The organism is Methanococcoides sp. DA23 (assembly GCF_057593895.1).
This window is the reverse complement of sequence record NZ_CM172520.1, coordinates 1,285,920-1,299,132: the sequence shown is the minus strand read 5'-3', so window position 1 is coordinate 1,299,132 and position 13,213 is coordinate 1,285,920. Positions and strand designations below refer to the sequence as shown.

Genomic DNA, 13,213 nt, shown 5'->3' with positions numbered 1-13,213 from the left:
ACGGAAAAGGCAAACCCCTCCATTCGCCCTCTTTTTTATTTTCCTTTAAGGTAAATTTTTCAACAAATTTTTAGATATTGCTTACTATACTTTTAATTCAATTTATCGAAAAAATGGGGTTGTTCTACTAAAGTTGGGACACATAGGGCACATTTCGTTAAATTTATTTATGGTGCGTCTGTTTGGTATGACAATCTGATCTCTGGTCAGTTCTAATGGCCACATGTTCACTATAATTAGAAGGATCAAAACAATGAAAATGGATGCAAGATGTACATATTGCCTTCTTTCGAGAGTTCACTACGAAGCAAAACTTTCCACAAACGATGATGAACTTATTCACAAGACAATGCTTGCGGGCATCGATGTTCTTAAAGATACTTACGTCCCTGGTGTTCCGGCAGGTGTTGTCTCGACAGCTATCCACAGGAAAGCATATGAGGTGCTCAATGATGATGACCCTTATCTCGATCTTAAAATATTAAGCAATGAGATAGCTGAAAAGGTCTATCCTTATGCTCATTCTCTTGTCCATGAAGGCGAGCCTTCTGACCTGGTAATGTTCAGAAGGGCAGTGCTTGCATCCGTAATAGGTAATTTCTTCGATTTCGGCATAATGGGATTCGATGTAGGGGAGGATGTCTTTGACAGGACCTTTGCAGATATATTCCGTAAAGGACTTGATGTGGATGATACTCCTGAGATGTTCGACCTGCTTGATAATGTCGTTTATGTCGTAGACAACTGCGGGGAGATAATCCTTGATACGCTGGTCTTAGATATTATACGAAAGGTCGGTGGTAAGATAACTCTCGTAGTAAGGGGTGCTCCTATGCTCACAGATGTGACCATGGATGATGTAAGAAAATACGAGCTTGATAAGAAGGTCGATCGTGTCCTGACCACCGGCTGTAATGCAGTGGGGGTCAGCTTTGATGAAGCACCGCCTGAGTTCATTGAAGCTCTTGAGGACGCAAGTCTTATCATAAGCAAAGGAATGGCGAACTATGAAACGATGTCTGAAAGGTCATTTGGTCCCATAGCATACCTCCTCCGCACAAAATGTGAAGCAGTTGCCGAGGACATGGGGCTTGAAATGGGTTATTCCGTAGCAAAGCTTGTTCAGTGAGCTCAATTGATGTGAAAGTAGTTATCTATAATAAGGACATAGTAAAAGTATTTAGGGTAAGTTTGGTTTATATGAAGTATCCCAAAAAGGTATTTCATAAAACAGAATGCCATAAAAACAGGTGGATATATGTGTGAACTTAATGTGATCGTCATAAAAGGCGATGAAAAGGAACTGGTGATGGAGTCCGTCACAAAAATGTTGGTGGATGGAGATTCCATTGAACTGACTGGTATATTCGGGGAAAAGACGATAATCTTTGGCACTATAAAAGAGATCGACTTCTCAAAAGGGGAAACTATAATTATTGGAAACTGAATTAACAGGACATGCCTATCACAAGTGGTCTACGGGATTACTTCCTGCCATTTATGTGATCGTGGTTCAGCATTAAAGATGTTTATCATTAAAATATTTTATACAATACTGATTTGTCAAATCCAGGATGGAAGGTGTATTAGATGACAAAGGTTAAAGTTGCAATAAACGGATATGGAACTATTGGGAAAAGAGTGGCAGATGCTGTAGCACTTCAGGATGATATGGAGATCATCGGTGTTGCAAAGACCCGTCCTAACTTTGAGACCGTAATGGCAAAGGATAAGGGATTCAATGTCTATACCCTTGCAGACAGGGTAGGGGCCATGGAAGCAGAAGGCATCGAGGTCTCCGGCACCGTTGAGGAAATGGTCGAAGCCGCAGATGTCGTAGTTGACTGTACCCCCGGGAAGGTCGGCGCTACTAACAAGGGTCTTTATGAGAAGGCAGGTATCAAGGCCATCTGGCAGGGTGGCGAATCCCATTCTCTTACAGGTTGTTCATTCAATGCTGAGACCAACTATGATGAAGCTCTTGGAAAGGACTTTGTCAGGGTAGTTTCATGTAATACCACTGGTCTTTGCCGTGTCCTATCACCACTCGATAAGGAATTCGGGGTCAAAAAAGCACGCGTGACCCTTCTTAGAAGGGCTGCTGATCCTGGGGACATTAAAACTGGTCCTATCAATGCTATTGTTCCAAACCCCATCAAGCTTCCATCCCACCATGGTCCTGATGTAAAGAGCGTTATTCCGAACATCGATATTGCAACTACTGCTGTAAAACTCCCTACAACACTTATGCACCTGCATACCGTTAACCTTGAGCTTGAAAAGGAATGCACTGCTGAAGATGTTGAGAGCATCCTTGCAGAACAGAGCCGCGTAAGGTTCGTAGGGCAGGGTATCACATCCACAGCAGAGATCATGGAGCTCGCAAAGGACCTTGGCAGGCCAAGGGGTGACATGTGGGAGAACTGTGTCTGGAATGAATCCATTACAATGTATGGGGGAGAACTTTATTTCTTCCAGGCTATCCACCAGGAATCAGATGTAATTCCTGAGAATGTCGATGCTATTCGTGCAATGATGGAACTCGAATCCGATGCATCAAGGTCCATAGAGATAACAAATAGAACAATGGGCATCTGATGCCCTTATTTTCTTTTTACCATGTCTGTCTCTCAACAAATGCTGGAATTCTGTGATCTTCTTGCGGAGTCTGCATCAAATGCAATTTCTGATCTTGTGGGCACGGAAGAAGCATTCAGGACCGTATATGTGGGAGCTGATGGGACTGACACTAAACTGATAGATGATGTTTCTGAGAAAGCCATCATTGAAATTTTAAAGGCTGATGGCCGTTCGATCCGTTTATTGAGCGAAGAGCTTGGTGAGGTTGTTTTCGGTGATGATCCGGAATTCACCATAGTACTGGACCCGCTTGACGGAACGTACAATGTTTCCAAAAATATCCCTTTTTATGGTATTTCTATTGCCATTGGTGATCCGGACCTGTCTTCCACCTATTTCGGATATGTGAGAAATCTTGCGAACGGGGATACGTTCTATGCGGAATCCGGGAAGGGTGCATATTTCAATGATAAAAGGATCTCCCATTCTAAATGTTCTTCCTTAAATGATTTCTGTGTAAGTCTCTATGGGTATCGCAAAAATGTGGAGCGAACGGTGGATCTGTGCAAAAACGTTCGAAGGATCAGGATATTTGGCAGTGTTTCTCTGGAATTGTGCTATGTGGCATCTGGGAGGCTGGATGCTTTTGTGGATGTCCGTGGCTCTCTTCGTCTTGTTGATGTTGCAGCGGGTAAGTTGATAATAGAAGAATCAGGTGGTATCGTCACGGATGGAGCTGGTAATGCTCTCAAATTGAAAGATAGTGTGATAAACCCTGTATATATGGTAGCATCAAATGGCTGTGCTCATTCAGACATATTAAAGCTTGTGGAGAGGTGAATAGATGACCATCAGGAAGATCGGGATCGTATCAAGATGTGACCACGCGGATGCACTTGAGATGGTCAGTAGTATCGTTGAAACTTTCAGGTCAAAAGTGGAAATAGCATTATCTCCCAATACTGCTCTACCATTAAAGCTCGAAGGTGTGGAGATAATACCTGTTGAGCTGATGAGAGCGCAGGGGGTTGAACTGCTCATCTCTGTTGGCGGAGATGGTACTGTTCTTCGAAATATTGCCCGTATGGAGGACCCACTTCCTATACTTGGAATTAATATGGGTACTGTGGGTTTTCTTGTGGAGGTCAATCCGTCCGAAGCAATAAGTACCATTGAGGAAGTGCTTGAAGGTTTCAAGTATTCCGAACGTTCCAGGTTGGCCATTGACCTTAATGGGGAAGTTATTCCTGCTGCGACCAATGAGGTTGTGCTAACGACCGCAAGGCCCGCAAAGATATTGACCTTCAGAATAACCATCGATGATCAAAAAGCAGAAGAGATGCGTGCAGATGGTGTTGTTATCGCAACTCCTACCGGCTCCACTGCTTATGCTATGAGCGCAGGTGGCCCTTTGATCGATCCTGCAGTGAATGCTACATTGATCGTCCCGCTTGCACCATTTAAATTATCGGCAAGGCCCTGGGTGGTTCCTGCAAGCAGTATTATTAAAGTAGAGATGATCGTACCGGAGAAGAAAGCTGCACTTGTTGTCGATGGGCAGTACACGCACACAATTCAGAAAAACGATGTGGTGACACTTACAATGTCGGACATGCCTGCCAGATTTGTGGAGATACTTGGCAGCGGGTTCTATGAAAGGGTGCAGAACAAGCTTAGATGATCGAATATATTGGAGACAAAACCTACATATTTATATAGTGTCCTTTCAAACACTCGAACGGGAATCAATATTATGGCGAATACTGATTATTCTAAAAATGAACTGATGAACTTCATTGATCAGAGTCCTCTTGATATCGAGATATGTGATGTCACATTAAGGGATGGCGAACAAACCCCTGGTGTTGCTTTTACAAGAGATGAAAAGATCGACCTTGCCCTTGAACTTGATTCTATCGGCGTTGAGGTCATTGAAGCTGGTTTTCCAGTTGTCTCGACTTCAGAGAAAGATATTGTCAAGGATATCAGCAATTTGGGTCTTGATGCCAACATCTGCTGCCTTGCACGCTCTGTCATAAATGATGTCGACGCAGCTATTGATTGTGATGTTGATATTGTCAGCATTTTCATTGCTATGTCGGATCTTCATTTAAAGTTCAAATACCACAAAAGCTGTGCAGATGTTTTCAGTTGTGCGATGAGCGCCATCGAACATGCAAAGGACCACGGCCTCAAGGTAAGGTTTGCCGCTGAGGATGCCACAAGGACGAACATTGAGACTCTCAAAAGGGCCTTTCTGGCAGCAGAAGATTATCATGTGGACTATGTGAGCATTGCTGATACCATTGGTATATTGAGCCCTGCTACAACACACTACCTTGTTAGTGAGGTCAAGAAGGTCGTTCATACGCCTATCTGTATCCACTGTCACAATGATCTTGGAATGGCGACTGCAAATACTCTGGTTGCTGCCGAGGCTGGTGCAAAGCAATTACATACAACTATCAACGGTATCGGTGAACGTGCAGGTAATGCCTCTCTTGAGGAACTGCTGGTGGCACTGAGGGTGCAGCATGGTATTGAAACATATGATACGACCAAATTGAACAGCATTTCCAGAAAGCTTGAAGAATATTCGGGTCTTCCCACAGCTGTCAATAAAGCAGTTGTTGGAAAGCATGCTTTCACGCATGAATCTGGCATCCATGTAATGGCAATTCTTGAAGAGCCAAGGACCTATGAGCTTTTCACTCCTGAAATGGTCGGTGGGAAGCGTAACCTCATTGTCGGTAAGCATACTGGCAAAAAGGCTTTGAAGGGCATTGTAAATGACCTTGGCTATGAGCTTGACCAAGACGAACTATGCGAATTGATCTCCAAGGTGAAGAACTGTACTGAGGTCAAAAAAGGTCTTTCAAGAGAAAGGCTTGAAGAAATGATCCGTAATGTGTGTTCACATTAATGTTCAGGCAAGGATCTTACGATCTTAAATAATACTGATGTAAAAGAGATCTGCATGCCATCATGCAGAATTCTCAGCTTATTTTATGAGCGTTTAAAGAAGCTTTTTGTATTCTTTTTTTTTCAGCTACTTCTTCTTCATAGTAGTTCATTTGGTTGTTCTCAAGTATGACCACATAATCTGCTGAATTTCGAAGTGCTGTTGAGAATCCAGGTTCAACGCCAAATAATATTGTCTCTTTCCCATGCTCGTTGGCCTTGTTCAGAAGAGGCTTAAAATCAGCATCCCTTGTTACAAGTGCTATTGTATCGATCGTTGGGTTGTAGACAAGCTCCATCCCTTCTACTGCAAGACGGACATCGACATCACTGGAGCATATTATAGGTTCGAATCCATTGTTCTCAATGGCTTCTACAAGTTTGTCTGATGCATACTGGTTCAGGAACACCCTTCCGATCTTCACGTTGCCGTATTCTTTTAGTACGTCACGTATCTCCTCAAGGTTGACGTTGAATTCCTTTCGTAATACATTCGGACCATCGACCAAAAGACCAATGCTCCTTCTGCCGGTTTCCTTCTTTGTACTAAGGTATTTTACAATGGAACTAAATCCGGTTTTAACGTTCTGCATATTTCCCTCGGCCATTTCTTAGAATAATGATATCAATCCACATCCAATCGATTATATTCGTTTTTCAAATATATAAATACTAATCTAATATAATCATCCTTAATAATTCTGTGTGATCGGATGTAATAATTCTATGGTCAACTCCCCTGAGTTACTTCTTAGTAAAGAAATGAGGGTATACTATATATATATTCTTTCTGCTCTCTTTTAAAGAATATCTGTCATTGCGACCCTTTTAGCACGGGCAGTTATCGGAACTTCTGCAAGCAAAAAGCAATTATGTATCTTTTTACCCTGTTTTTTACGTGTGTAACGAACCTCTCCGCCGTAAAGGAGATGGTCATTCAGGATATCTTCAAATTGTATCCTCTCCTCTGGTTTTAGTTCTATAACACTGATCCCGTCGAGGAACCAATTATAGACCTTAAGGAGGAATACTTCTCTGACCCTTTTGAAATTATCAGGGTCATATTCTGATGCCTTGTCCAGATATATGGTCCTTTTCAGTTCAGGTGCCCATCCTGCGATCTTTTCTTCCATCTCTATGAACTGTATGGGTATCTCTTCCCCGGTTTCAGGCCGTGGGCGGTAATTTGCAAGACGGGACCTTTTATCATTCAGGCGGATCACCTTCGAAAACTGTAGTAATTTCGATTGCGCTGTTCAATCGTTTTTTTGAGCCTGTAACCCATGTAAACTCCTACGAGGACTCCGCTAAGGTGAGCTGTGTGGGCTACCATATCGTTTGCATTCAATAACATAAAGTCAAGAAGTACAAACAGTGCGAGTGCGTATTTTATTTTCATCGGAATGAAATATACATATACTTCCATCTCAGGTGCCAGTATCGTAAGTGCTGCAAATACTCCCATGATCGCGCCGCTAGCTCCTACGATAGGGTAGCCGGCTGTACTGGTTATGGAATATCCGAGTGCTGCAACTATTCCTGATATAAAGTAAACATAGATGAAAAGGTCTTTTCCTATGCGTTTTTCAAGTTCTCTGCCAAAGAAGAACAAAACCAGCATATTGAAGAACAGATGTCCGAAACTGGCATGGAGGAACATGTGTGTGATGAGTGTCCATGGTCTTGAGAACATCAGGCCCGGAACTAACTGGAACGCTGCTGCGTAGCCCGGTATGGCTTCCAGGAAGAACGAAATGATGCAAATGAAGATGATGGCCATTGAAGGGCTTGTCTTTATTGATGAACGTGTTTTGCGAGCAGCTTGTGATGCAGCTCCTTTTGCTGCGGTCTTTGCCGCTTCTTTCATCATGTTCTTCACAAGTTCATCCATATTAGTATTGGATGTTTGTCCTGAGCTTCTTTGGCCACTGTGGTAATTATTGTCCGAATATCCCTTATACTGTCCACTAGCACTGCCAAGTCCTGTACACGCATGCCTTTCAGGCAGTCGGTGATCGGAACAGTATTCCTTTCCACAAAAGCGACAGGTATACATCATAGGTTCCTGTTTGCCACATATCCAGCATTTATTGTCCAAGCTATCCTCCCAAACACTATATTGGAGTGTATTCATTAAGTTAATATCTGCTATCTAATAAAATGATTTCCAACAATTATTTAATGATGCTTCTATAATACTATACTTCTACAGTCCAATATTTCCATAATTCGGACATGCTCATGGATCTATACTCAACATGGGATCATTTGGTCCTTCTATTTGTGTAACGGCGTAAACAAGCCAAATAATTTGTCTAGTATAATCATGATAAATAGGCAAAATGTTTATATATTGGTTTTGCATATTACATCCAACAGTCCAAAGACTGCCATATGTTTATAATGTTTATTCAATTCGTAACGTCTCGGGAAATACCTTAAAATTACAATATAACCATGAGAAGTTCAACCCAGGAGGGCATAAAAATATGAGTGAGCCAACTAAAGGTAAATTTTCAATGGCTATCAGCGACCTTGAAAATGTTCAGATCACCATCAATAACATTGTAGGTGCTATTGAAAAACAAGTAGATGAAACTGACCTTGAAATGGGGCCAACGGTCAAGCCCGGAGTTTCATCACTAAGGGATTGGGATCATAATATCCTTGATAGGTATAATCCAGTCTACACTCCAATGTGTGACCAGTGTTGTTACTGTACCTTTGGACCATGTGACCTTAGCGGTAACAAAGAGGGTGCATGTGGTATTGACCTGTCAGGGCATAATGCACGTGAGTTCATGCTTCGTGTTATCACAGGGGCAGCAGCACATTCAGGACACGGAAGACATCTTCTTCACCATCTGATAGGTATTTATGGTAAGGACCATCTTCTCGATGTTGGTGCTACTAATATTATAGCTCCAAATGTCCAGCTTGTCACAGGTGTAAATCCAAAGACACTCGGGGATCTTGATTCCGTTCTCAGCTATGTCGAAGAGCAGATCACACAGTTGCTTGCAGCTGTTCACATGGGTCAGGAAGGAGCAGCAATTGATTTTGAATCAAAGGCACTTCATGGCGGTATGCTCGATCATGTTGGTATGGAGATCTCAGATATTGCACAGATATCCTGTCTCGACTTCCCTAAATCAGATGATGAACCACCCCTTGCAGATATTGGTATGGGATGCCTTGATGCTTCAAAGCCTACTCTGATCGTCATCGGGCACAATGTTGCAGCAATTACTGACATCATCGATTATATGGATGAAAAAGGCCTTAACGACAAGATGGAGCTCGGTGGACTTTGCTGTACCGCTCTTGATATGACCCGTTACAAGACCGGCGATAAGACCCTTCCAAGGGCAAAGGTCGTTGGTACCCTTGCAAAGGAACTTAAGACCATTCGATCAGGTATCCCTGATGTTATCATTGTCGATGAACAGTGTATAAGAGCCGATGTTCTCAAAGAGGCAAGCAAGCTCATGATACCTGTCATCACGACAAACGATAAGGTCATGTATGGACTTAAGGACAGGTCAAATGATAGTATTGAGGACATCCTCGAAGACCTTACAACCGGAAAGGAAAAAGGCGCTTTGATGTTCGATTACGAGAAGCTTGGAGAACTTGCACCTCGTCTTACTATGATGATGTCCGAGATCAGAAAGCAGAAAGGCATCAAAGGACTTCCAACAGATGAAGAGCTCAAGGAGCTTGCAGATAGTTGTGTTCACTGCCTTAAATGTGAGGTTGCATGTCCTAATAGCCTGCCTATCAGTGAGGCAATGACCGCTCTGAGCGAAGGTGAACTTTCAAATTTCGAGCTGCTGCATGACAAATGTATTGCATGTGGTCGTTGCGAATATGCATGTCCGAAGGATATCGATATCGTCAATGTTATCGAAAAGTCCTCACAGCGTGTCATAAGCGAAGAGGTTGGAAAGGTTCGTGTCGGTAGAGGACCTATCAGTGACCCTGAGATCAGGGAAGAGGGTGTCAACCTCGTTCTCGGAACAACTCCGGGTATTGTCGCACTGGTCGGATGTTCCAACTATCCGGATGGTACGAAAGACCTTTTCAGGATCGCAGATGAGATGCTCAGAAGGAACTACATCGTTGTAGTCTCAGGTTGTTCTGCAATGGACCTTGGTATGTACCAGGACGACGATGGAATGACCCTTTATGAGAGGTACCCTTCAAGGTTCAAGAGTGGAGGTCTGCTTAACACAGGTTCATGTGTCTCTAACTCACATATCTCAGGTGCGGTAATTAAGGTCGCATCGATCTTTGCACAGAAGAACATCTCCGGAAACTACGAAGAGATAGCAGACTACACACTCAACCGTGTTGGCGCTGTTGGTGTTGCATGGGGTGCATATTCCCAGAAGGCAGCATCCATCGGAACAGGATGTGCAAGACTTGGTATTCCGGTCATTCTCGGCCCACATGGCTCAAAGTACCGCAGGGCACTTATTGCAAAGCCATATGAGGAAGAGAAGTGGAAGGTTTACGACGCGAGAGATGGCAGTGAGATGCAGATCCCTGCAGCTCCAGACTATCTGCTCACGACCGCAGAGACCGTTGAGGAAATGATGCCTATGCTTGCAAAGAGCTGTATCCGTCCAAGTGACAACAACATGGGTAGGATGATCAAGCTAACGCATTACATAGAGCTCAGCCAGAAATATCTCGGCGTCATGCCAGAGGACTGGTACAAGTTCGTCAGGACTGAGACCGACCTTCCTCTTGCAAAGCGTGAGAAACTGCTCAAGATACTGGAGGAGGAACAGGGCTGGGAGATCGACTGGAAGAGGAAGAAGATCCTTTCAGGCCCAGCGATGAAATCCGATGTTTCAGCACAGCCGACCAACCTCAAGAGACTTTGTAAGGAGGCCTAATCATGGTTGACGTTATTAAGAACACTCAGATCCACTGCACATACGGTTGCAAGAGCTCAAAGGCAGTGCAGCCAGATGTTGCCGGAAAGATGATCTCAAAGGCAAAGCGTCCTTTGTTCATCGTGGGATCCCAGATACTCAAGAATGAAGAATTGTTGAAGCGTTCCATCGAGATCGCAAAGAAAGCAGATCTGCCGGTAGCTGCTACCGGCCACTCTATGAGTGGTCTTGTCGATCAGGGGGTTAATGCAAAGTACATCAATGTGCATGCACTGGCAACCTATCTTTGTGATCCTAACTGGACCGGTCTTGATGGTAAAGGCCCGTATGATACCATCATCGTACTGGGGCATTTTAAATACTATATCGACCAGGTACTTTCCGGCTTGAAAAGCTTTTCAAGCATTAAGTCTATCGCGATCGAAAAAGAGTATATACAGAACGCTACTATGTCCTTTGGGAACATAACTCCTGATGTACATATTGAAGCGCTGGATGAACTGATAGAGAACTTATGATTTGATGCATTATCACGAATAATTTGATTATATTACGGAGGACAAAATATGGCAGACGAATACCCTTTCGAGATCTCACCGATGTTCGAAGGGGAGAGGATTAGGAAAGACGGCATGCATGTCGAACTCTCAGGACCGAAATCTAAAGGTTATGAGCTTGTAAGAGCTACTCCAATGGATGAGATCGAGGACGGTAAGTTCACACTTATCGGTCCCGATCTTTCTGAAATGGAAGAAGGTTCAAGACATCCGTTCGCAATGATCTACAAGATCGCAGGAGAACTTGTGGAAGAGGACCTTGAGTCAATTGTAGAACGTAGGAATCACGATTTCCAGAACTACATTCAGGGTTTAATGCATTTGAACCAGAGATATGATGTATGGATCCGTGTCAGCAAGGATGCTGTGGCAAAAGGCCTTACTTCCTTTGAGCCGATCGCTCAGGCTGTTATGATGCTGTTCAAGAACGAACTTCCATTCATAGAGAAGGTCGAGGCTGTCTACATAACCGATCTCGCTGAGATCGAGAAAGAGATGGACAATGTAAAGGCCATCTACAAGTCAAGGGATGACAGAACACGTGACCTTCACGATGAGGATGTTGACACCTTCTATGGATGTACTCTCTGTCAGTCATTTGCTCCTTCTAACGTTTGTGTGATCACACCGGACAGGATATCACTCTGTGGTGCTATCAACTGGTTCGATGGTCGTGCAGCTGCAAAGGTAGATCCTGAAGGTCCGCAGTTCGCGATTCCTAAAGGTGATACGATCGATACAGAAGCTGGTGAGTATTCCGGTGTTAACGATCTTGCAAAATCCCTTTCAAGCGGTGAATATGACCGTATCAATCTTCACTCTTTCTTTGATTACCCGCACACATCCTGTGGCTGTTTCGAGGTAGTAGGTTTCTACATACCGGAAGTCGATGGTATTGGATGGGTTGACAGGGATTATGCAGGTGTTGCACCGAACGGTCTTCCATTCTCTACAATGGCAGGTCAGACAGGTGGCGGAAAGCAGGTAGTTGGTTTCCTCGGTATTGGTATCAACTATTTCAGATCACCAAAGTTCATCCAGTCCGATGGTGGCTGGGACCGTGTCGTATGGATGCCAAAGCATTTGAAAGACCGGGTGTTGGCTGATATTCCAGCTGATATCGCAGAAAAAGTTGCAACCGAAGAAGATGCTGCAGACCTTGATTCCCTCAAGAACTTCCTGACAACAAAGGACCATCCTATCGTTCAGAGATGGGAAGAGGAAGTCGAGGAAGAACCTGAAGAGGAAGAAGTTCAGGAAACAACAACGTTCGCAGCACCTCCAATGATGCAGGGTATGCCAATGCAAGGTATGCCAATGATGATGCCATCTTCCGATACAGGCGGCGTTAAGATCATTCTCAAGAATGCAAAAGTAAGCATCGAGAAAGTGATCATCCAGAAAAAGGAGTGAACGAGGTTTTCTGTGACAAAAGTTATCGCAATAACAGGTAAGGGTGGAACCGGGAAGACTGCAATTACAACTCTTCTCATCCGCCATCTTACAAAAACAAACAAGGTCGTCCTTGCTATTGACGCAGACCCGGATACAAATCTGCCGGAGACGCTTGGATGCGAGGTAGCGAAGACTGTCGGTGACATGAAACAGTTCATGCAGGATGAGAGGGACAATCTCCCTCCTGACATCAACAAGGAATCCATTTTCGAATCCAAGATCTATGAAATTCTGGAGGAGATGCCAAAGTACGACCTTATTGTAATGGGTCGTCCGGAAGGATCCGGTTGCTACTGCTATGTGAACAATCTGCTTCGTGGTATCATGGACAGATTTGTCAAGAACTACGATGTAGTTATCCTTGACACCGAAGCCGGACTTGAGCATTTTAGCCGTAAGATGATTCGTGATGTCGATGACCTTATTGTAGTTACCGACGGTTCAAGACGCGGATTACGCACAGCAGAACGCATAAGGGACCTTACTGAAGAACTCGATACCAATGTCAAGAACATAGTTGTTGTTGCGAACAAGGTCACAGATGCAAATAAGGCTGAGATCGAGAGAACAGCAGGTGAACTGAACCTTGAACTAATAGGGACGGTTCCTGTTGACAGCGTTATTGCGGAGAGGGACCTTAAAGGTCTACCTCTTTTCGATCTTCCTGATGATTCCGTGGCTGTTCAGGAAGTTGACAAAATAGCAAAGAAGCTCGGTCTGTAATTACGGTCATTATTTCACAAAGTAAAATGGTGA

13 protein-coding genes are annotated in these 13,213 nt (G+C 43.8%); 10 read left to right on the top strand and 3 right to left on the bottom strand.

Annotated elements, in window-relative coordinates; genetic code table 11:
* Positions 1–253 precede the first annotated feature (253 nt).
* From AC20MK_RS06375 to AC20MK_RS06350, 6 genes are all read left to right on the top strand, one after another.
* Positions 254–1,129: a damage-control phosphatase ARMT1 family protein gene (locus tag AC20MK_RS06375; protein WP_487357075.1), complete on the top strand. Its 876-nt coding sequence runs from the start codon at positions 254–256 to the stop codon at positions 1,127–1,129.
* 129 nt (positions 1,130–1,258) lie between these two features.
* A complete protein-coding gene (locus AC20MK_RS06370; protein WP_250867935.1) occupies positions 1,259–1,447 on the top strand; it encodes a CooT family nickel-binding protein in 189 nt (62 codons plus the stop codon).
* A gap of 143 nt (positions 1,448–1,590) precedes the next feature.
* The gene (locus AC20MK_RS06365; RefSeq protein ID WP_487355041.1) at positions 1,591–2,598 is read left to right on the top strand and encodes a type II glyceraldehyde-3-phosphate dehydrogenase; all 1,008 of its coding nucleotides are present in this window, start codon (positions 1,591–1,593) and stop codon (positions 2,596–2,598) included.
* 21 nt (positions 2,599–2,619) lie between these two features.
* Positions 2,620–3,420: a bifunctional fructose-bisphosphatase/inositol-phosphate phosphatase gene (locus AC20MK_RS06360; protein WP_487355040.1), complete on the top strand. Its 801-nt coding sequence runs from the start codon at positions 2,620–2,622 to the stop codon at positions 3,418–3,420.
* Positions 3,421–3,424: 4 nt separating this feature from the next.
* A complete protein-coding gene (locus tag AC20MK_RS06355; RefSeq protein WP_487355039.1) occupies positions 3,425–4,261 on the top strand; it encodes an NAD(+)/NADH kinase in 837 nt (278 codons plus the stop codon).
* 72 nt (positions 4,262–4,333) lie between these two features.
* Positions 4,334–5,503, top strand: a complete 1,170-nt coding sequence (locus AC20MK_RS06350; RefSeq protein WP_487355038.1) for a homocitrate synthase family protein — start codon at positions 4,334–4,336, stop codon at positions 5,501–5,503.
* Between the two features lie 73 nt (positions 5,504–5,576).
* On the opposite strand, the gene AC20MK_RS06345 is transcribed toward AC20MK_RS06350, so the two are convergent.
* The 3 genes from AC20MK_RS06345 to AC20MK_RS06335 form a co-directional block, all read right to left on the bottom strand.
* A complete protein-coding gene (locus AC20MK_RS06345) occupies positions 5,577–6,134 on the bottom strand; it encodes a TIGR00288 family NYN domain-containing protein (protein WP_487355037.1) in 558 nt (185 codons plus the stop codon).
* A 207-nt stretch (positions 6,135–6,341) separates the two neighbouring features.
* Complete coding sequence (locus AC20MK_RS06340; RefSeq protein WP_487355036.1) at positions 6,342–6,764, bottom strand: hypothetical protein; 423 nt, start codon at positions 6,762–6,764, stop codon at positions 6,342–6,344.
* Positions 6,761–7,639, bottom strand: coding sequence for a rhomboid family intramembrane serine protease (locus tag AC20MK_RS06335; RefSeq protein WP_487355035.1), 879 nt, complete (start codon positions 7,637–7,639; stop codon positions 6,761–6,763). The genes AC20MK_RS06340 and AC20MK_RS06335 overlap by 4 nt, the downstream gene beginning before the upstream one ends.
* A gap of 391 nt (positions 7,640–8,030) precedes the next feature.
* On the opposite strand from AC20MK_RS06335, the gene cdhA reads away from it, so the two are divergent.
* The 4 genes from cdhA to AC20MK_RS06315 are packed head-to-tail and all read left to right on the top strand — an operon-like array spanning position 8,031 to position 13,180.
* Positions 8,031–10,445: a CO dehydrogenase/acetyl-CoA synthase complex subunit alpha gene (gene cdhA / locus AC20MK_RS06330; protein ID WP_487355034.1), complete on the top strand. Its 2,415-nt coding sequence runs from the start codon at positions 8,031–8,033 to the stop codon at positions 10,443–10,445.
* A gap of 2 nt (positions 10,446–10,447) precedes the next feature.
* The gene (gene cdhB / locus AC20MK_RS06325) at positions 10,448–10,963 is read left to right on the top strand and encodes a CO dehydrogenase/acetyl-CoA synthase complex subunit epsilon (RefSeq protein ID WP_487355033.1); all 516 of its coding nucleotides are present in this window, start codon (positions 10,448–10,450) and stop codon (positions 10,961–10,963) included.
* A 48-nt stretch (positions 10,964–11,011) separates the two neighbouring features.
* The gene (cdhC, locus tag AC20MK_RS06320) at positions 11,012–12,415 is read left to right on the top strand and encodes a CO dehydrogenase/CO-methylating acetyl-CoA synthase complex subunit beta (RefSeq protein ID WP_487355032.1); all 1,404 of its coding nucleotides are present in this window, start codon (positions 11,012–11,014) and stop codon (positions 12,413–12,415) included.
* Positions 12,416–12,427: 12 nt separating this feature from the next.
* Positions 12,428–13,180 carry an ATP-binding protein gene (locus AC20MK_RS06315; RefSeq protein WP_487355031.1) on the top strand — a complete coding sequence of 251 codons (753 nt, stop codon included), beginning with the start codon at positions 12,428–12,430 and terminating at the stop codon, positions 13,178–13,180.
* The last annotated feature ends 33 nt before the right edge of the window (positions 13,181–13,213 follow it).